This is a genomic window from Kribbella sp. NPDC051718 (assembly GCF_040681515.1).
Lineage (GTDB): Bacteria > Actinomycetota > Actinomycetes > Propionibacteriales > Kribbellaceae > Kribbella.
In genome coordinates, this window is the sequence record NZ_JBFAYZ010000015.1 from 32,777 (window position 1) to 50,881 (window position 18,105).

21 protein-coding genes are annotated in these 18,105 nt (G+C 64.5%); 6 read left to right on the forward strand and 15 right to left on the reverse strand.

The annotated features are described in order from the left end of the window. Positions 1–20: 20 nt before the first annotated feature. The 7 genes from AB0M15_RS37940 to AB0M15_RS37970 form a co-directional block, all read right to left on the reverse strand. Complete coding sequence (locus AB0M15_RS37940) at positions 21–281, reverse strand: hypothetical protein (RefSeq protein WP_164595701.1); 261 nt, start codon at positions 279–281, stop codon at positions 21–23. 84 nt (positions 282–365) lie between these two features. Then, the gene (locus AB0M15_RS37945) at positions 366–647 is read right to left on the reverse strand and encodes a hypothetical protein (protein WP_363830574.1); all 282 of its coding nucleotides are present in this window, start codon (positions 645–647) and stop codon (positions 366–368) included. Between the two features lie 162 nt (positions 648–809). Continuing rightward, positions 810–1,553 carry a GntR family transcriptional regulator gene (locus AB0M15_RS37950; RefSeq protein ID WP_363830577.1) on the reverse strand — a complete coding sequence of 248 codons (744 nt, stop codon included), beginning with the start codon at positions 1,551–1,553 and terminating at the stop codon, positions 810–812. A gap of 70 nt (positions 1,554–1,623) precedes the next feature. Further along, entirely contained in the window at positions 1,624–1,812 is a 189-nt protein-coding gene (locus AB0M15_RS37955) for a hypothetical protein (protein WP_363830580.1), read from the reverse strand. A 2-nt stretch (positions 1,813–1,814) separates the two neighbouring features. Beyond that, the gene (locus AB0M15_RS37960) at positions 1,815–2,657 is read right to left on the reverse strand and encodes a phosphoribosylaminoimidazolesuccinocarboxamide synthase (protein WP_363830584.1); all 843 of its coding nucleotides are present in this window, start codon (positions 2,655–2,657) and stop codon (positions 1,815–1,817) included. 100 nt (positions 2,658–2,757) lie between these two features. Beyond that, on the reverse strand, positions 2,758–3,621 hold the full coding sequence (locus AB0M15_RS37965; protein WP_363830586.1) for a hypothetical protein: 864 nt from the start codon (positions 3,619–3,621) through the stop codon (positions 2,758–2,760). A gap of 615 nt (positions 3,622–4,236) precedes the next feature. Continuing rightward, positions 4,237–5,064, reverse strand: a complete 828-nt coding sequence (locus tag AB0M15_RS37970) for a hypothetical protein (RefSeq protein WP_363830588.1) — start codon at positions 5,062–5,064, stop codon at positions 4,237–4,239. A 418-nt stretch (positions 5,065–5,482) separates the two neighbouring features. On the opposite strand from AB0M15_RS37970, the gene AB0M15_RS37975 reads away from it, so the two are divergent. Next, the gene (locus AB0M15_RS37975) at positions 5,483–6,220 is read left to right on the forward strand and encodes a VOC family protein (RefSeq protein WP_363830591.1); all 738 of its coding nucleotides are present in this window, start codon (positions 5,483–5,485) and stop codon (positions 6,218–6,220) included. A gap of 5 nt (positions 6,221–6,225) precedes the next feature. On the opposite strand, the gene AB0M15_RS37980 is transcribed toward AB0M15_RS37975, so the two are convergent. Continuing rightward, positions 6,226–6,678, reverse strand: coding sequence for a GNAT family N-acetyltransferase (locus tag AB0M15_RS37980; RefSeq protein WP_363830593.1), 453 nt, complete (start codon positions 6,676–6,678; stop codon positions 6,226–6,228). Between the two features lie 233 nt (positions 6,679–6,911). On the opposite strand from AB0M15_RS37980, the gene AB0M15_RS37985 reads away from it, so the two are divergent. Further along, a complete protein-coding gene (locus AB0M15_RS37985; RefSeq protein WP_363830595.1) occupies positions 6,912–7,205 on the forward strand; it encodes an antibiotic biosynthesis monooxygenase in 294 nt (97 codons plus the stop codon). Here the strand turns inward: AB0M15_RS37985 and AB0M15_RS37990 are convergent. Genes AB0M15_RS37990 through AB0M15_RS38000 form a run of 3 tightly spaced genes read right to left on the reverse strand, consistent with a single transcriptional unit; the run spans position 7,202 to position 8,567 of the window. After that, positions 7,202–7,624: a DUF4440 domain-containing protein gene (locus tag AB0M15_RS37990; RefSeq protein WP_363830597.1), complete on the reverse strand. Its 423-nt coding sequence runs from the start codon at positions 7,622–7,624 to the stop codon at positions 7,202–7,204. The genes AB0M15_RS37985 and AB0M15_RS37990 overlap by 4 nt on opposite strands. Before the next feature lie 10 nt (positions 7,625–7,634). Further along, positions 7,635–8,153, reverse strand: a complete 519-nt coding sequence (locus AB0M15_RS37995) for a DinB family protein (RefSeq protein WP_363830600.1) — start codon at positions 8,151–8,153, stop codon at positions 7,635–7,637. A 9-nt stretch (positions 8,154–8,162) separates the two neighbouring features. Continuing rightward, a complete protein-coding gene (locus AB0M15_RS38000) occupies positions 8,163–8,567 on the reverse strand; it encodes a hypothetical protein (RefSeq protein WP_363830603.1) in 405 nt (134 codons plus the stop codon). A gap of 443 nt (positions 8,568–9,010) precedes the next feature. On the opposite strand from AB0M15_RS38000, the gene AB0M15_RS38005 reads away from it, so the two are divergent. From AB0M15_RS38005 to AB0M15_RS38015, 3 genes are all read left to right on the forward strand, one after another. Further along, entirely contained in the window at positions 9,011–9,760 is a 750-nt protein-coding gene (locus AB0M15_RS38005) for a DUF4118 domain-containing protein (RefSeq protein ID WP_363830605.1), read from the forward strand. Positions 9,761–9,924: 164 nt separating this feature from the next. After that, positions 9,925–10,536, forward strand: a complete 612-nt coding sequence (locus AB0M15_RS38010; RefSeq protein WP_363830607.1) for a hypothetical protein — start codon at positions 9,925–9,927, stop codon at positions 10,534–10,536. A gap of 130 nt (positions 10,537–10,666) precedes the next feature. After that, a complete protein-coding gene (locus tag AB0M15_RS38015) occupies positions 10,667–11,497 on the forward strand; it encodes a Bax inhibitor-1/YccA family protein (protein ID WP_363830610.1) in 831 nt (276 codons plus the stop codon). Positions 11,498–11,619: 122 nt separating this feature from the next. On the opposite strand, the gene AB0M15_RS38020 is transcribed toward AB0M15_RS38015, so the two are convergent. Next, positions 11,620–11,868, reverse strand: coding sequence for a DUF4287 domain-containing protein (locus AB0M15_RS38020; protein WP_328328336.1), 249 nt, complete (start codon positions 11,866–11,868; stop codon positions 11,620–11,622). Positions 11,869–11,956: 88 nt separating this feature from the next. Further along, positions 11,957–12,985: an SGNH/GDSL hydrolase family protein gene (locus tag AB0M15_RS38025; RefSeq protein WP_363830616.1), complete on the reverse strand. Its 1,029-nt coding sequence runs from the start codon at positions 12,983–12,985 to the stop codon at positions 11,957–11,959. Between the two features lie 77 nt (positions 12,986–13,062). On the opposite strand from AB0M15_RS38025, the gene AB0M15_RS38030 reads away from it, so the two are divergent. Further along, on the forward strand, positions 13,063–14,436 hold the full coding sequence (locus AB0M15_RS38030) for a cystathionine beta-synthase (protein WP_363830620.1): 1,374 nt from the start codon (positions 13,063–13,065) through the stop codon (positions 14,434–14,436). A gap of 813 nt (positions 14,437–15,249) precedes the next feature. Here AB0M15_RS38030 and AB0M15_RS38035 read toward each other — a convergent pair. Together AB0M15_RS38035 and AB0M15_RS38040 are read right to left on the reverse strand one after the other, a co-directional pair. Next, a complete protein-coding gene (locus tag AB0M15_RS38035; protein WP_363830623.1) occupies positions 15,250–16,707 on the reverse strand; it encodes an NAD(P)/FAD-dependent oxidoreductase in 1,458 nt (485 codons plus the stop codon). A gap of 33 nt (positions 16,708–16,740) precedes the next feature. Next, the gene (locus AB0M15_RS38040) at positions 16,741–17,982 is read right to left on the reverse strand and encodes a lactate racemase domain-containing protein (RefSeq protein ID WP_363830626.1); all 1,242 of its coding nucleotides are present in this window, start codon (positions 17,980–17,982) and stop codon (positions 16,741–16,743) included. Between the last annotated feature and the right edge of the window lie 123 nt (positions 17,983–18,105).

Here is an 18,105-nt window from a genome sequence, read left to right on the forward strand (position 1 = left end):
CATCGCCGTGCCTCTGGCGCCTAGATCTGGTCGGCATAGCTACGGCAGCCTTGGGCGGCGATCTGGAGGGATTCCACGGCTTGTTCGAGGGAGCGTCCGGCCGCGTCGAGGAGTTGAGAGATGTCGCGGTCGGCCCCAGTCGCCGAGCCGGCGATCAGAGCCTGGACTTGCGCTCCAGTTTGACCGAACTTCTGCCTGAAGCCACCGAGGCTTCCGGCGCCCTGCTGGGCTTCCGTCGTGAGTTGGTAGAGCTGAGCCTTGAGTCTTTGGATGTCGGACATGGGTGCCTCATCTGATTCGGTTGCTATGGGCAACTGGAGCGGCAGGTGGACGCAGGGGCAGGGCTGGTACGTCCACCCGCCGGCCTATGGAGTCGCGTCGACGGGGGAGGCGACGAATACCTGGGCGCCGGTCGCGCGCTCGAAGGTGAGCTTGACGGCGAGCGGAGCTCCGAGGACGGCGAAGTGCAGCATGCTCGGTAGTACGACGGCCGTGGCCTGGCTCTGGTCGATCGCTCGGATCAGAGCTTCAAAGGCAGCGGGTGCGGACTCCCGCTGTTCCACGAAGACTGTTCCCAAGGCGAAGCCTTCGGAGGCGGCGTAGTAGGCGAGTCGTTCCTTGACGCTGACCAGCTCGTCTTCAGTCATCAGTAGGTGCTGTCGGACGTAGCCGAGAACAAGAGGTTTCGTGCGATCCACGTCGCTCATCGCTGCTCCAAAGATCGAAGTGTTCTAGTTCAGAGACTAGAACACTTGAATCAAGATGCACAAGCCTGTTGTGATCAGCTGGTCAGCGGTGCGGGGTGGGGTTTAGTCGCCGAGGCGGCCGCGATAGGTGACGCGGCCGTAGGTGATGCTCTCGCCGTACTCGAGGACGTCGCCGGTGTCGTCATAGATCCAGTTGCGTCCGACGAGGATGAGGTCGCCTTCGTCGAGGCCGAGCTCAGCCGCCTGGTCGGCGGTCGCTGCGGCGGGCTCGAACTGGTCTTGCCAGGCGTCGATGGTCCGCTTGAGAGTGCTGGCGACGTACGCGAAAGTTCCTTCGCGGATCCGATCGGTGCTCAGCAACTGTGGAGCGAGTTCGGCCAGTTCGCCTTTGAAATAAGAAGTCGACGCGGAGACTGGCTTGTCGTCGGCGCGATAGGTGACCCGCACGCGACGGATCACGGCGCTTCCGATCTCGAGTCCGAGCGCGTCTGCCACCTGTTCGCTGGCCTTGTCGAGGGCTGCGTGGGTGATCTTGGCGTACTGGCCGGTGGGATAGACCTTGCCGGTACGCCGGGACTTGTCGACCCGGTCGTTCGCTGCCCGGCCGCGTTCGTCCTCGGTCGTGACGATGCTCCCGACGCCACGTTCGGGCCGGATGTACCCCTCGGCCCGCAAGCTGGTCAATGCTCGCTGTGCCGTCGCGATCGCCACGCCGTAGTCGCGCATCAGCGCTCGTACGGACGGCACGCGATCGCCGGACTGCAGTTCACCGTTGGAGATCCGGGTTCGGATCGTGTCGGCAATCTGCAGGTACGGCGGCGCGGGACGCACCAACTTCGGGGGCATGACAAAACCTCAGACTCTTCAATTGGTGTTCTAGAACACCGCCAGCATAGGCGGAATCACGCGCGAAGGTCTAGTAATCGTCCCGCGCGTTGACCCGGTCGATGCTCAACCCTGTCGCGGCAACAGACCGGGCGACCTCAACATCCGCCGGCTCAGGCTCGACGCCCTGTTCCTTGGCTGCCAGCAGCCGGTGGTGGACCTTCTGAAGCTCCAGTACCTCGGTCAAGCGGGCCTCTTGGATCTCTTCCCACGTCGCCACGGTCAGTCCCACTTCAGCCCGGTGATGCGCTCGTACATCGCCACGTAGCGAGCCCGAGTCTCATCGACAACCTCGGCCGGGATCTCCGGGCCCGGAGGAGTCTTGTCCCAGGTCCCCAAGTCTCGCGCCCAGTCGCGTACGAACTGCTTGTCGTACGACACCTGCCGCTGCCCAGGCTTCCAGTCCTCATCACGCCAGTACCGCGACGAGTCCGAAGTCAGAACCTCATCCGCCAGCACAAGCGTCCCGTCCTTCGCCAACCCAAACTCGAACTTGGTGTCAGCCAGGTGCACCCCGCGGCCGGAGGTGATCTCGGTAGCCCGCGTGAACAGCTCAAGCGTCTTAGCCTCAAGCGTCTTCGCCAGCTCAGGCCCAACAGCCTCCGAGACCTCCTCGAAGGTCATCGGCTCGTCATGCCCATCCTCAGGCGCCGTCTTCGTAGTCGGCGTAAACACCGGCTGCGGCAACTTGTCGCCCTCCCGCAATCCCGGGGAAATCGTCACCCCAGAGATCTTCCCGCTCTCCTGATAGGCCTCCCACCCAAGCCCAGCAAGGTATCCACGAGCGATGCACTCAACCTGAACGATGTCGACCTGCTGCACCCGCACAGCCCGACCCTCGAACTCAGCCGGTACGTCGGTAGCCGAGATCACATGGTTCGGCATCACGTCCTTGAGCTGCTCAAACCACCACAACGACAGACTCGTCAGCAGCTTGCCCTTGTCGGGGATCGGCGTAGGCAACACCACGTCATAGACCGACACCCGATCAGTCGCAACGAGGATCACCTCCCCAGGCCGATCGCTGTACACATCACGAACCTTGCCCTGATGAAGAAGCTCCACGGCTACTGTTCTAGCACACCTCGGATCGCTTGCCGTCGTTGGGGTTGGATGTCAGCGAGTGCTCTCGCTGATCCTCGTCCGATGAGGCACATTCCAAGTCCTACGGCGCGTTCCTAGTGGGACAATCCGAAAGACTGTGTTTTGGTGTCTTGGTGAGTAGTTGAGGCAGGCTTCGTGCGTAGTCGTTTTGTTGACCCCACGTCTTTGGCAGTAACGAGAAATTACCTGACCCTTCATTTGCTCTCGTTGGCATGCACAGCGTTCGCTTCGTGGCGCCTATGGGCAGTCGAGTGATCGTATGACGTCTACCCGATGTTAAAACTACAATCTGATCCCCTTCTGTGCCCATAACTCGTCCTGTGAATCCAGGGTTCGAGGGGTTCGCGAGCGCCTCATATGGCGCCCAATTGCCGCCAGCCATCAGCCATATGGACAGGAAGTAGGCAACGGCAAATGCCTGAACGTACTGCCGATGAGGCAACTGATCGCCTGTTGTCGACTGCGGGCGCGTAGCTGCCTGACCTCCTAGGTAGGCTCGATAGACCAGCAGGCCGATTGCGAAAAGCAGAAAGAGGATGAAGAAGGTTGCAATGCCCATGAGTAAGTAGGTCCACGGAGCGAGCATAATAGTAACGATGGTCAACCCCGCCCAGATCGGCAAGTATTGCCTGGGAGTGTCTATCCACTTGGGTCGCTGCCGCCAGATCTCCCGGCCGAACACCAGGCGCACGGAGATCGCTCCGGCAGAAAGTCCGAATCCAAAAATTAAGAAACATAGAGGCAGGGCGAATAAAAGAGCCCGGATCAAGGTCCCCACGGTGTTTCCGGCGCTTGAACTAAGGATCGCGGCGGTGAGATTCAGATCGTATCCAGTCAAAGCCGCGACCTGCAGCACTGACAGCAGTGGAAGAGTGATGCTCAGGAGTAGCGGGAGGTGGTCGCGCCAGGCTTGTTGCTCCGACATTCCCGTAAATCCTATCTGCCTCTGAATTAAGTGATAACCACCGGTGTGGTCGAACGGCTTATGACCCCTCAGTCCCAGACCGAGGATGGCCTACACCCTGGCAGCACTTCACGGTCTCTGTCCACGGCATACTCGGCTGGCTCACTTGTCTGGTTCACTGGAGCCTGACAAGTTTCTCTACGTCTTCAAGACGGGCCCTCCAGGGCCCGAAAGCGCACCGCCACCACAACAGGACCGGGGGAGCGGGGCAGCCTCCGGCTCCTCGCCTAAGGGCTCGTCGCCCCCATCCCCGTTGGCTTGGCGCGCACGTGCAAAAGGGTGTCGGTCGCAGACAGTAGAACTCGCCATCAACGATCCGACACCCTGGCGTTGGTTCCTGCTCCCCAAAAGCCGCCACCCCGCCGCCATGGTCCAGGCGGCCTACCGTCTCGCCTTGGCTACCGCATCGCCCCACTAGCAATCATGGGAGGGACGGTCCGGCTCGGCCCGCGTCAAGGGCGCCTCCGGCGTCGCTTCGCGATCGAGCAAGCTCGACCCTTGACCCGCACCGAACCAAACCTAAGGTCGGCAGTTATCGGGACGATGGGGCAGGACTGCCCGCGCGTGCGTCTACGCTCACTCGGGCGGCGTAGGCATATCCGGGGGAAGAACTCGGTAGCCGAATAAGCGGCTACCATCCCGGGTGAAATCGCGAAGGTACTTAGCTCCCGAGGCCTTCATAGAGATGCGCACCATCGCCCTCGGGCCGACTTCGTTTTCGCTTACTGTCCAAGACAACCTGACGTCATCTCCGCGTGCCTCATCAAGAAGATTGTTGGTATACCAGTTGTCTAGCCACCACTCCAATTCTCGGCCTTGCGGGTCAATGCCTCGGCACATGAACGTGACAAGATCTCCCATGTTAAGCGTCAAGCCGGTCTCTAATGAACTGCTCAGCCCAGATGAATCGGGAGATATATTACCAAAACTATCCACCACGCTCTCAATGCGTGGGTAGTAGTTATCGAGTGGGTCGCGCGTACTCATATATATGGTCACCCGGTTTCGAATTTCGCCCGCAATGCCAGCTAGTAGATCAGCTTCGAATTCGAGAAGGGCTCGGCTGTGAGCTACTGTATTCCGAAGGTCGCCGAATCGCTTCAGTAGCGCGCCGGTTTCGGCTCTTTTACCAAGTGCGGGCTGCAATGGATCCCAATACTTCCAAGCAATATCGAACAACTCGTAGAATTCAGCGTAAGCGAGCAGTGAATCATCTACGCTGATGACGCCTCGCTTCGCCCTTTTGGCCTCCTCCTCCTCTGTGTGTCGACCTTCCCATTTCTCAATCGATCCGGGCTTGGATACATGGGCTAACCAATTTTTGCCGAATGCCTGGGGGTAGGTCGTGGTCATCAATTGCCGAACGGCCTGTTCGCATGTTACGAGAGCAACCGATGGGTCCATGCCCCTCCTCCTGAATGTCTATGCAATCTATGTTGACACATAGTTGTCAAAGCCCAGGTGTCCAACGCCGGAAGACCTCAACTGGAGCCGACTGGCAGTCACGGGAGACCTGCAGAGCGGGCAGCACAGTGCACCAATCGGGGTAACCGAAGGGTTACGACGTGCCAGCATGGATCTCCGCCTAGCTCTGACGACGGAGGATGCTCCGAGTTCGCACCGAGGGGGCGACGCGGTTGCAGTTCGCTCCGGTTCACCTCTGGTCGGAGTGGTACTGAGCTAGGTCCCCGCGACTCAGGTGAACGGCTGCGGACCGTCCGGTATGGGGGCAGGTCGAACTTAAACCTCGCAGCCGAAAGGCATACGGGTTCGAATCCCGTCCCGGGTACAGCGGCCCTGGCCCGCCGTTAGCATCGGTGGCATGGTTACGCGGCTTGTGCAGGTCAATATGAAGGCTCGGGATGACGTCGCGTTGGGCGGGTTTTGGGCGGAGGCGCTTGGCTGGGAGGTTTCCAGTGAGGGGCCTGGGGTGACGAATCTTGAGCCGGAGGGGTTTGTTTATCCGGATCCTGTGGCCGTCTGCGTGGATCTGGTCGTCTCCTCGGAAGCCAAGACGGTTAAGAACCGCGTGCACGTCGACCTTGCTACTACCTCTGCGGATCATCAGGAGGAGTTGGTCGGGCGCCTCAAGGGGCTGGGCGCGGCACTCGCTGACGTAGGGCAGGGGGACGTGCCGTGGACGGTTATGGCTGACCCGGAGGGCAACGAGTTCTGTGTGTTGGAGCCTCGCGCGGTCTACCGGGACACTGGGCCGATCGCGGCGGTCGTGGTGGACTGCGTGGATCCGCGAGCCATGGGCCGCTTCTGGGGCGAGGCGATGGACTGGAGCCTGCTCGAAGTTACCGACCACAGCGCGGTACTGCGCTCCGCCAAGGGGGTCGGGCCCTATCTGGAGTTCATTCGCACGCCCGACGTGAAGACTGTGTGGAATCGGGTCCATCTCGACCTCCGCCCCTACCCAGGTGATGACCTGGAGGCAGAGGCGGCCAGGCTGCGGGCTCTCGGCGCTACCGCCGTCGACCTGGGCGAGGGGGATGTCCCGTGGACGGTCCTCGCCGACCCGGAAGGCAATGAGTTTTGCCTCCTCACGCCGGCCTGACGCAACTAGTCGCGCTTTGAGGTGAGGCGTGGGTCTGTGGTTCGGCGCATCAGTTGTGAGTGGCCTACCTCGGTGGTGAAGCCCCAGCGGCGGTAGAACGGGATGAGGCCGGGTTGGCAGACGAGTTCGATGCTTTGTACGTCGGCTAGTCGCGGGTGACAGATGACGGAATCCATGAGGGTGGTGCCTAGGCCGGAGCCGCGGAAGTGGTTGCTGACTACTACGTCTAGGACGAGCGCCACGTAGGTGTAGTCGGTGAGGATTCTGGTGAAGCCGACTAGTTGGTCGGTTGGAGTGTGGATCAAGGACAGGACCAGGTCGGACTCCTGCAGCATCTGCGTGACATCGTTCGGGCTGCGGTTGGTCATCCACCAGGCTGAGGTGAACAACTCCGTCAGCTGAGCTAGTCGCTCAGGTTCAACCGCCTCCTGCACAACGAATTCCGGAAGCTTCGTCATCTGCGCAGGTCTACCAGATCAACCCGGCCTAGTCCCCGGCGTTGTGTCCCGCTCGACAGGAGGTACTGGCGAATCGGCGGCTCGGAGGGCCGGTGGCGGGCGGGGCGGCGCCAGGGAATGTGAGTACCTCCTGTCCAGCGGGACAGGAATCCGCAGTTGGTGGCGGTATTTGGGTCGGGGGTGTCCGGTTCGGCCTGGTCTGTACGTCGTACTGGTGACGACGGGAGTGGGATGTGAAGGTGATTGTGGCGGGCAAGGTGTATGTCGATCCGGCGGTTCGAGAGCGGGCTGTTGCGGCGCATCGGGTGATTGTCGAGCGGGCTCGGGAGTATCCGGGGTGTCTGGATGTGTCGATCTCGGCGGATTCGGTGGAGCCGGGGCGGGTCAATCTCTTTGAGTATTGGGAATCGCATGAGGTGCTGGATGCGTGGCGGAAGGTTGCGCCGGCGCCGGCGGAGCACTTTGACCTGCTGGACGTCCAGGTGTTCAAGCATGAGGTGAGTGGGACGCGGGGGCCGTTCGACTAGGCGGTGGTGAGGCCGGGGCGTTCGTCGTCCCAGGCTGCGGCGGAGATTCGCCAGCCTTCGGTGGTACGGATGAATTGAATGGTTTTCTTGCCGCGGGCGGTGAAGGGGACGTCGTTCTGGGTGCCTGCCTTGGCGTAGGTGCCCCACCAGTGGGCGATGTCGCCCCAGATCTCTGTACTTCCGCCAACCGCCCATTCGCGGAAGTCGGTCAGCGTGCCGCCCTCGAGCAGCACCTGGCGCGGGGCGATGAAGTCCTCGACTCCGTAGACGGCCGGCTCCCCGCCGCAGGTCCGTACGATCACGGCTTGGGGGATGAGCAGTTGCCGCAGTACGTCGAGACGCTCGGCGACCCCCTCGCCGGACGTGAACGCTCCGAAGAACGCGTCCACCATCTTCTCGAGTTTGACTCGGTCGGTCATGCGGGGGACCTTACTGGCCGGTGGTGCCGTCGAGGGATTCTCGGAGGAGGTCTAGGTGGCCTAGGTGGCGGGCGGTTTCTTCGATCATGTGGGTCAGGGCGTAGCGGAGGTTGAAGGTCATGTCTTTGCCTTGGGCCAGGTCGTCCAAGGAGGGGGCGGCGGCTACTACGGCGCGGGAGCGGGCGCATTCGGCTTGGTACGCGGCGACCAAGGACGCGAGTGTGTCGTCGGGGGAGAGGGCGAAGGCGCCGTGGGGGTTGTCGTCGGGCCAGGGCCATTCGATGTCCTGGGCGGCGAAGTCGATGGCGAACCAGAAGCGTTCGGTGCCGGTCAGGTGCTTCACCAGGCCGGCGGGGGTGAGCGCCGAGGCCGGCACGGAGTGGGTGGACGCCTGCTCGTCGGTGAGACCGGCGACCTTGTTCACGACCGTAGCCCGGAGAAAGTCGAGCATGCTGTTCAGAGCCGCCCGCTCATCCGCGGCTTGCAGCGGGTGGGAGCGCTCAACGGGTTCGACCTCCGAAATTCCCATTCGGCCACGCTAGCGGGTGCGGTGGGCCTCGACTCGGTCGAATGCGCCCGCCGGGTAGACGAAGACGCGCTTGACGCTCGGGATGGTGTCCTTCGTCGCGAGGATCGCGGTACCCCTCGCGCCGGGGAGCAGATAGAACCGGCTGTCGTTGGACAACTCAACCCCTCGGCTGTACTTCGCGGCGTCGCCGTCCTCGCCTGCGAACGCGTTTCGCCATCGGTCGACGAAGTCGCTGACGGAGGTCGCCTCGATCTGACGGCCGTCGTTGGTGATGACGATGACCTGGTACATGTCGATCGTGTCGTCGGACTGGTTGTCGACGGTTGCGATCAGATAGGTAACGACAGGAGCCTTCGCCAGACGTCGATAGTCACCGTACGGCTGGAGGCGCGGATCGGTCCGGGGAGTCGGCACCTGGATGGTTCCCCGAACGCCCTGGAAGCTGAACGAGTAGGTGCCAGGGCCGGAGAACGCCGGCTTCAACGCCGTACTGGCGGGTTTGCTGGCGGGCGGAACTGGCGCACTTGCGGGAGCCGAGGTCGCGGATGCTGGCGGCGCAGAAGAAGCGGGCGCCTGAACGGTGGGGTTGTTGACCACACATCCTGCCGATGCGGCTAAGAGGACAACTGCTGCCAGTCGAGTACCAGTGCTAGCCAAGAGCCGATCCACCCCGAACAACCCCGTCCCACGTCTGGGACCGCCCCCGGTGTTTGCCGATCCTCACTGAACGTATCGGTTGGGTCGATGCGGGCGTTACGGACGGCCGTCCTGGAACGGGGTGCTGAACATCTGGTGAGTTTGTCAGAGTCTGGTGAGAAGCGTTGGAATGTTGGGGGACGGGGCGTATCAATGGGTATGTGGAGAGTTACCGGAATCCGGTGCTGACGGGCGCGGTGTTTGCGCCATTGATCGTTTGTGCGGCGGTTGCGCCGTTCAGGCACAGTTTTGATAATGCCAATGCGGCGTTGTTGCTGGTGTTGGTGATCGTGGCGGTGGCGTCGTTCGGGGTGCGGCCGGCGGGGGTTGTGGCGGCGGTGTCCAGTGCGGTCTGGTTCGACTTCTTCTTGACGGTGCCTTACAACCGGCTGACGATCGAGAACCAGGACGATATCGAGACCACGATCCTGCTGGTGGTGATCGGTGCGGCGGTGACCGAGATCGCGATCTGGGGCCGGCGGCAACAAGCTCGTGCCAGTCGGCAGACCGGGTATCTGGCGGGCGTCATGACCACCTCGCAGGCGATCGCGGCCGGTGGGTCGACGGCTGAGGTGATCGACCAGGTGCGGACCGAGCTCACCGCGGTACTCCGTATCGACGGCTGCCGGTTCCTTGCCGGTGGCAAGCGTGAGCACTCGCCGCAGCTGAACCCGGACGGCTCGGTGTCCCGGCGGGATCGGCTGATCAAGGTCGAGCGCGACGGGTTGCCGACCGATGCCGAGATCGAGCTGGTCGTCCAGCACGCCGGCGCCGTCCAAGGCCGGTTCCTGCTGACGGCGGCGAGCCGGATCTCGCGCCCCGACCTCGAGCAGCGCCTGGTGGCCGTCGCTCTCGCCGACCAGGTCGGCGCGGCCCTCGCGTCGCAGGAGAGCACTCTGCGTAACCCCTGAAGTAACCCCTGAACTGGCCTGCGGGAAGAACCACATCCTGGGTGGCCACCGGTCCCGGCGTCGTACTTGCCCATACAGGTACGACGCCGCACCGCGTCCACCCCCGGTACGCCCCGGCGCAACCCACTAGCCCCGACCGGCCGCCGTACGCCATCATTCGCCGGGTGAACGAGCAAGAGATGTTCCTCCGCGTGGGCGAGTTGGCCGGCCGAGTCGGCTACCCGATGCCGACGATCAACTGGGTCGAAGGGGTCGCCGGCGAGGACTGCATCCGGCTGACGCTGAATCCGGCGGGCGCCGCGATCCTCACGGTGCACGACCACGTGGGTGAGGTCCACTCCGTGGAAGAGCAAGAAGTGCTGATCACGCAGCTGCTTGTGCACGCGCGCCTGCGGGTGGACCGCTGGGCGAAGAGGCGCAGATCGATCGAGTGGGGATTGGTCGCGGTGCTCGGCCTGGTCGGCGGTGTCGTGTCGAACCGGGTGACGGACAACTGGTGGCTGGGCTGGTTCGGAGCCTTCCTGATCCTGCCCGTGGCGTTTCTGCTGGGGCATCTCCTGGCGTCGTTCGTCCTGGTTCGCAGGTTCTTCCGTCGGGCTGACCCGGCGCTGGTCGAGGTCGTCGGCCGGGACCGGGTGGTGGCATGGCTGACCAGTCACCTTGCGGAAAAGATGCCCAGCGGGTGGCAGTACCGGCTCCGCTGGCTGTTGGCCGGGTGGCCGCCGTCGGCTGCCGAGCGGCTGCGGATGCTCGGGGAGAAGGTCGCGGCCGCCTGAACGGTTGGGTTGTGCAACCGCTTGAGGGTGGGGATATCGCTTGGGGAACACCTGGTTGATCCTCAGGCGTTGTTAAGGGTGGGCCCGTAGTATCCAGGTACGACCCACAGTGGGTTATCAGGAGGATGACATGCAGAGCAGTAACCCGGTCCTGAACCGGTCGAGTGCGTTTGCGCCTGGCCAAGGCCAGGCCTATCCCGGGGCAGCTCCGTACGGTCAGCCGGGTCAGCCCGGCCAGTACGGCGGACCCGGAATGCCGGGCCAGCAGTACCAAGGTGCCCCCGCCAACAGCCGTCCGATGACCTTGGACGACGTCATCGTCAAGACCACCATCACGCTGGGTGTCGTCATCGCTGGTGCGGCGGTGGCCTGGAACGTGATTCCGGACCGGCTGGTGTCGCCGGTGTTCATCGCGTCGGCGCTGCTGGGCTTCGCGCTCGCGATGGTGCTGTCGTTCTCGCGCAAGATCAACCCGGCGCTGGTGCTCGCCTACGCCGCGGTCGAGGGCGCGTTCCTCGGGATCTTCAGCAAGTTCATCGCCGGCTACGTCGGTAGCTCCGATGTCATCGTGCAAGCCGTCCTGGCGACCATGGTGACGTTCGCGCTGACATTGGCGACGTACAAGTACTTCGCGATCAAGGTGACGCCACGGTTCACCAAGATGGTCGTCATCGGCACGATGGCCTTCGCCGGCGTGCTGCTGGTCAACTTCGTCGCCAGCCTGTTCGGCTTCCACACCGGCATCGGCGGGTTCGGCGCGATGGGCCTGCTGTTCGCCGTGCTCGGCGTCGGTCTGGCGGTGTTCAACCTGATTCTCGACTTCGACCTGGTCGAGCAGGGTGTCCGCGCCGGAGCCCCGCAGCAAGAGGCCTGGCGGGCCGCGTTCGCCCTGACCGTCACGCTGGTCTGGCTGTACATCAACCTGCTGAAGATCCTCGCGATCCTCCGCGGTAACAACTAGCACTACCGGACTAGGCCCGGTTCCTTCAGGTGGAGGAGCCGGGCCTTCGTCGTGCAACGAGGACCTGCCCCTCCACCTGAAAGGGCAGGTCCTCGGCTAAATTCGGTCTCCTGTTCGGCTCGTCAGCCCATTCGCCTGTGCGCCTTGGCGAGGTCGTACTCATGGACGATGGCTGTGGCGTGCCCGTGTGCGAGGGCGTACTCGCTGGAAAGCCATCTCACCCTGTCGTCGAAGCGCAGGAACGACGGTCCGTCGTTCATCAACCTGAACCACTCGGCCATCTCACGTCCAGTGCACCTGGGCACCTTCTCCACCAGACGTTGGTGCGTCTCCTCGGAGTGGTTCAAGCCCATCTTCGCCTCCCGTTTCATCCGGGGTATCGCGTAGTCATTCGACTGTGCATCAGGAAGACGTTGCGTGCAAGCCCTTCTTCATGAAAGTCAACGCTCAGCGGACGCTCTATTTCCCAACGGGTACTGCGCCCGCGGTGCCCGCGGCGGCTTCCTCGACCCGCTCGACCTCGACCTCGGGATGGCGGCGGCGATGCCGGAGTTCGGCCCAGCGACCGCGCGGACCACCCTCGTGGCCGGCGACCTCGGTGGGGGCGACCTCGGTGCCTGCTGTCCGGGCGGCCTGTACTGCGGCCTCCGCGATCGGCAGCACCGCTTCGCCCCGGAACTGCTCCGGATAGACGTACGACTCCGGCCCGATCCCCATCGCGGCGGCGACCGACGGCAGTAGCGCGGCTGAGGCAGCGGCATACCCAGTGACGGACGGGTGGAAGTTGTCCGGCCCCCACATCGACGGGTTGGTGCGGAAGGCCTCGCTAAGCAGGGAGCCCATCGACACCGTGCGGCCACCGGCCTCGACCACACTGATGGTCTGCGCGGCGGCCAGGCGCTGGCTCCATGAGCGGGCGACCTGGCGCAGTGGCGGCATGATCGGCCGGACGACGCCGAGGTCGGGGCAGGTGCCCACGACGACCTCGCAGTTCGCCGCGCGCAGCCGGCGTACGGCGGCTTCGAGCAGCCGGACCGAGGTCGACGGCGGCACCTGCGCCTTCACGTCGTTGACACCGATCAGGATCGCCGCCACGTGCGGGCCGGCGAGCAGGGCGTTGTCGACCTGGCCGGCCAGGTCGACGGATTTGGCCCCCGTTCGCGACACGTCGACGAGCCGGACCGGGCGCTTCGCCAGCTCGGCGAGACCGCAGGCGAGCAGTACGCCGGGAGTCTCGTCGGGCGAGGAGGTGCCGTATCCGGCTGCACTGGAGTCGCCGATCATCGCGAGCGTGATCGGACGACCTGGGTACCGACCGTACAGGCCGTCGCCCTTGGCCGGGTGAGCCTTCATCGGACCGATGACGTGCTTGGCGTACCGCGCTTCCGCGGTCAGTACGCCGTACAGCGTCGCCCCTATCAGTCCGAGTCCCCCACCACCGAAGGCTGCGGCCTGGGCCAGTTTCTTGGCGGCCCGGGCTTTTGTCATGTGCCCAGGATTACACGCTGTGACCCCCACGCAAGCGAAATAGTCGATCGACGCGCTCGTCCCATACAGTGAGATCCGTGCGCTACTCAGAATCTCTCCTGGACCTGGTCGGCAACACGCCGCTCGTGCGGCTTTCGAAGACCACCGACGGCGCTCGGCCGTTGGTGCTCGCGAAGGTCGAGTACTTCAACCCGGGCGGGTCCGTGAAGGACCGGATCGCCAAGCGGATGATCGAGGCGGCCGAGGCCTCCGGCGAGCTCAAGCCGGGCGGCACGATCGTCGAGCCGACCTCGGGCAACACCGGTGTCGGGCTGGCGATGGTTGCTCAGGCCAAGGGCTACAAGTGCGTCTTCGTCTGCCCGGACAAGGTCAGCGAGGACAAGCGCAACGTGCTCAAGGCGTACGGCGCCGAGGTGGTGGTCTGCCCGACCGCGGTCGCGCCGGAGCACCCGGACTCGTACTACAACGTCTCCGACCGGCTGGTCCGCGAGATCGAGGGCGCCTGGAAGCCGAACCAGTACGCCAACGTGAACAACCCGATCTCGCACTACGAGTCGACCGGGCCGGAGCTCTGGGAGCAGACGGACGGCAAGATCACCCACTTCGTGGCAGGCGTCGGTACAGGCGGCACGATCAGCGGCACCGGGAAGTACCTCAAGGAGGTCTCCGGCGGGCGCGTGCAGATCATCGGGGCGGACCCGGAGGGTTCTGTGTACTCCGGTGGGTCCGGCCGGCCGTACCTGGTCGAGGGTGTCGGTGAGGACTTCTGGCCGGAGACGTACGACCGCGACATCTGCGACCGGATCATCGAGGTCTCCGACGCCGACTCGTTCGCGGTGACGCGGCGGTTGGCGCGCGAGGAGGCGATGCTCGTCGGTGGGTCCGCTGGGATGGCGGCCGCGGCGGCGATCCGGCTGGCCAAGGAGATCGACGACCCGGACGCGGTCATCGTGGTGCTGCTGCCGGATGGCGGGCGTGGATATCTGACGAAGGTCTTCAACGACGAGTGGCTGGCGCAGTACGGGTTTCTGGCGCACGAGCGGCAGGGGGCGACGCTGGGCGAGGTGCTCGCGCGCAAGGACGGCAGTTTGCCCCCGCTGGTGCACACGCACCCGCACGAGACGATCGCCGAGGCGGTCGAGATTCTGCGGGAGTACGGCGTATCGCAGATGCCGGTCGTCCGGGCGGAGCCGCCGATCATGGCGGCCGAGGTGGCTGGTTCGGTGTCGGAGCGGACGCTGATGGACGCCCTGTACTCCGGTAAGGCGCGGCTCGCGGACATCGTCGAACTGCACATGGACCCGGCGCTACCGTCGCTGGGTGCGGGCGAGTCGGTGACGCAGGCGGTCGAGTTGCTCGAAGGCCGGGACGCCCTGATGGTCCTGGACGACGGCAAGCCGGTCGGCGTACTCACCCGGCAGGACCTGCTCGGTCACCTCTCCGTCAGCTGACTCCTATCTGTCCACCACGGTGGGAACGATGGCGATCAGGACCGTGAGCAAGATGCCCAGCACGATCGCTGCTGACCCGAGTATCTGAAGAATTTCCATACCTCAAGAATCCTTCGGAAACCGCTCCCAGCCATCGGTCCGCAGGGCGGTCTTCGAGTACTCCCGAGGTATCAGAACCCCTTGTTCCACTCATACTTCTGTTGCCCCAAGCAATAAACAGAACCGCCGACGGCCAGCGTCGGCGGTTCTGTTTCGTGCTGGTGCTTGCTCCACTCGACGAACCCCCCGAGGTTCTTCGGGTGGGGCGGCCGCACTCGAGCGCTCGGTAGGTGGGGCGCCTGGCCGGCTACCGGGGCGTTGGGGGTTGGGGTGGAAGCACGCCCGGCTCGAGTGCGGGGCTGGGGTCAGCGGTCGACGACCGTGGGGATGATGGCGATCAGGGCGGTGATCACGACACCGCCGACGATGACGACTGTGCTGAGGATCTGGAGGAGGTTCATGCTTCTAGAGTCCTCCGGAAACGGCGGGAAAACGTCGGCCCAAAGACCTGTCTTGCTCTCCACCTATAGTCGTACGCCGACTCCGGCCCTCTCCTACTCCAGTAGTCCGGGACGCCCCCGAAACTCCCCTGACCGCCGCCTCCACCGGCCAGTTCTGGCGACCTTGAACACCATATGGCGACCGTGAACAAGTAATAACGTGTTCAAGCCCACCACGTGGTGTTCAAGCCCACCGCTTGGAGCCCGAGCCTGCCGCTTGGGGTGCGAGCTCACCGGGTGGTGTCCGAGCTCGCTAGTGGTGGGCTTGGCGGGGTCAGTGGGTGATGACGTAGTCGGCCGCGTTGAGGCGGCGGGTGCGGCGCCAGTAGGTGAGGGTGAAGTCGGGCCAGATGGTGGAGTTGCGGCCTTGGGCGTCTAGGTACCAGCTGGTGCAGCCGCCTTGCCAGACGCTGCCGTCGAGGTCGTGCTGGACGTCGGTGACGAAGCGCTCCTGGACGTCCTCGCGGACCTCGACCGAGGTGGCGTTGCGGCGGCGCAGGAGGTCTAGCGCCTGCATCACGTAGCGGACCTGGGCCTCGATCATGAAGACCATCGAGGAGTGTCCGAGTGCGGTGTTTGGGCCGACCAACAGGAAAAGGTTCGGGTAGCCGGCCACGGTGATGCCGAGGTGGGCGCCGATGCCGTTTTGTTTCCACGCGTCGCCTAGGTCGACGCCGTCCCGTCCGAGGATGCTGATCCGGGTCAGGTTCCCGGACACCTCGAACCCGGTCCCGAACACGATCGTGTCGCACTCCCGCTCGACCCCGTCCGTGGTGACCACGCCGGTCGGCGTCACCCGGGCGATTCCATCGGTCACCACGTTGACATTGTCCCGAGCGAGCGCCGGGTAGTAGTCGTTCGAAATGAGGACCCGCTTGCAGCCGATCTGGTAGTCGGGCGTCAGCTTCTCCCGGAGTACCGGATCGCTGATCTGCTTGCGGAGCTGCCGCTTGGCCTGCAGCTCGAGTCCCTTCATCAGCCGGGGATTACCGGCGAAGCCGAGTCCGCGCGCCTCCAGCCCCCAGAAGATGATGTCGCGGATCGCCCGCTGCCCGGCCGGGAACCGCGCGTGCAGCGACCGCTCCAGCGACCCGATCGCGCGGTCTGGCTTGGACGTGATCCACGGCGGCGTCCGCTGGTACAGATCCACCTGAGCCGCCTTCTCGGCAACGCGAGGCACGAACTGGATCGCCGAGGCGCCGGTGCCGATGACGGCCACCCGCTTCCCGGTCAGGTCGTGCTCGTGATCCCACTGCGACGAGTGGAACGCCTTGCCGGCAAAGGAATCGAGCCCGGCGATCTCCGGGAACTTCGGCTTGTGCAGGTTGCCCACGCCGCTCACCAGCGCCTGTGCCTGCAGCGTCTCGGTGCCGTTGACCGTGACGGTCCAGTGCCCGATGGCTTCGTCGTACGCCGCCTCGGTGACGTCCGAGCCGTACCGGATCTTGTCCGCGATCCCGTACTTCTCCGCGCAGTGCTCGAGGTAGGCGAGGATCTCGTCCCAGGGCGCGAACATCCGGGTCCAGCGCGGATTCTGCTCGAACGAGAAGGAGTACAGGTACGACGGTACGTCGCACGCGCAGCCCGGATAGGTGTTGTCGCGCCAAGTGCCGCCGAGGCGGTCGGCCTGCTCCAGGATGACGAAGTTCTCGCAGCCCGCCTGACGGAGCTTGATGCCCATACAGATTCCGGCGAATCCGGACCCGATGATCGCGACCTCGACCTGTTCCATAGGAGCGAAGGTTACCCGTCAGTCAGGTCTGTGTCAGCGGAGGCGATGGAGGATCTCACCGGCATTCGGGATGACCAAGGTGTCCGGGTCGTTCTCGTACTGCGCAAGCTCGAACCCCGCCGGATCGAGGTACCCGAGATTGGCCCCCCGGACGACCTCCTCAGATATGCCCGTCGCCAGCGTCACGTCGACCCGGCACCGCTCCCCGTCGACCGGATTCCAGGTCCCCGCGCCCCGGAGATGCGTCGAGTGCGCGAGTACTCCCCAATGCATCGAGCGGAACGAATCCCACTGGCCGAGGAAGTAGTCGCGGCAGTGGTACCCGATCTGCTCGATCTCCGGGTGCATCGCGGCCAGCTGGGTTACGTGCGGGGCGTACAGGATGACCTCGCCACCGTCGGCCACGATCGGCTCGACCTTGTAGAAGCCCTTCGCGGCGGTCCAGATGTCCTGATAGCGCGACGGCATCAGCGAGACGACCCGGCGTACCGGCTTGTCGAGGTAGCGGACGTGGGTCTGTGCGGACACCGAAGCGGCTGCTCGCCAGGAGGATGCGGTGTCTCCGAAGGCCACTGCGTGCAGGCCGTTCGTACCCGACTGCGCGACGACGCTGATCGCGAGCTTGTCGGCGGGGATGAGCGCGGCGGCCTCGTCGATCAGGGCGCGTACCGGGGTGATGCCCGGCGTACCGATGATGCCCGCGCTCGTGATCAGCGCGCCGAGCCAGTGCGAGAGGTCGATGACTTCCTGGCCGGCGACGCCCGGGAAGAAGTACTTGTTGCCGCCGGAGAAGCCGACCACCTCGTGTGGGAAGACCGGGCCGACGACGAGGGCGACGTCGTGCTCGACGACCGCGCGGTTGAGGCGGACCGGGACAGCCTCGTGCAGGAGGCCGCCGGAGATCTCGAAGACCTTGTCCGCGCTGATCGTGCCGAGGTCGGCGAAGGTCTCTTCCTTCCACCACTCGTGGTTGAGGACGTCGTAGTCGCCGCCGAGATGCGTGCGCAGCTCATCGGCGGACATCTCGGCGTGGGTGCCGAGGGCAACGAGCACGGTCAGCCGGGAGACCTTGCCGGTCAGGGCGCCGTGGACCGCGCCCAGGAGGAGTGGCAAGGGGCAACTGCGGGTGGCGTCCGGGACGATGACGCAGACGCTCCGGCCGTCGAGCCCGGCGCCGGCCAGTTGCTCGTGGATGAAGGCGGTGACGTCGGCATCGGAGAGGACCTGGCCGGGCCCACCCAGCACTGCCGCGGTCTGCGCATCGGTGACGGTCATTCCCCGATCTTATCGGCAAGCGATTTCCGTGTCGGGATTCCGGGCTGTAGTCGGGTGGAAACCCTTGGTAGACAAGGGATTCGCGTCAGCTTTCGGTAAGCGGTGAAGCGTTGACCGGCTTTG

Coding starts and splice junctions, on each gene's coding strand:
- AB0M15_RS37940 (WP_164595701.1), bottom strand. CDS start 281: ATGTCCGACATCCAAAGACTCAAGGCTCAGCTCTACCAACTCACGACG.
- AB0M15_RS37945 (WP_363830574.1), bottom strand. CDS start 647: ATGACTGAAGACGAGCTGGTCAGCGTCAAGGAACGACTCGCCTACTAC.
- AB0M15_RS37950 (WP_363830577.1), bottom strand. CDS start 1,553: ATGCCCCCGAAGTTGGTGCGTCCCGCGCCGCCGTACCTGCAGATTGCC.
- AB0M15_RS37965 (WP_363830586.1), bottom strand. CDS start 3,621: ATGTCGGAGCAACAAGCCTGGCGCGACCACCTCCCGCTACTCCTGAGC.
- AB0M15_RS37970 (WP_363830588.1), bottom strand. CDS start 5,064: ATGGACCCATCGGTTGCTCTCGTAACATGCGAACAGGCCGTTCGGCAA.
- AB0M15_RS37975 (WP_363830591.1), top strand. CDS start 5,483: ATGGTTACGCGGCTTGTGCAGGTCAATATGAAGGCTCGGGATGACGTC.
- AB0M15_RS37980 (WP_363830593.1), bottom strand. CDS start 6,678: ATGACGAAGCTTCCGGAATTCGTTGTGCAGGAGGCGGTTGAACCTGAG.
- AB0M15_RS37990 (WP_363830597.1), bottom strand. CDS start 7,624: ATGACCGACCGAGTCAAACTCGAGAAGATGGTGGACGCGTTCTTCGGA.
- AB0M15_RS37995 (WP_363830600.1), bottom strand. CDS start 8,153: ATGGGAATTTCGGAGGTCGAACCCGTTGAGCGCTCCCACCCGCTGCAA.
- AB0M15_RS38015 (WP_363830610.1), top strand. CDS start 10,667: ATGCAGAGCAGTAACCCGGTCCTGAACCGGTCGAGTGCGTTTGCGCCT.
- AB0M15_RS38020 (WP_328328336.1), bottom strand. CDS start 11,868: ATGAAACGGGAGGCGAAGATGGGCTTGAACCACTCCGAGGAGACGCAC.
- AB0M15_RS38025 (WP_363830616.1), bottom strand. CDS start 12,985: ATGACAAAAGCCCGGGCCGCCAAGAAACTGGCCCAGGCCGCAGCCTTC.
- AB0M15_RS38035 (WP_363830623.1), bottom strand. CDS start 16,707: ATGGAACAGGTCGAGGTCGCGATCATCGGGTCCGGATTCGCCGGAATC.
- AB0M15_RS38040 (WP_363830626.1), bottom strand. CDS start 17,982: ATGACCGTCACCGATGCGCAGACCGCGGCAGTGCTGGGTGGGCCCGGC.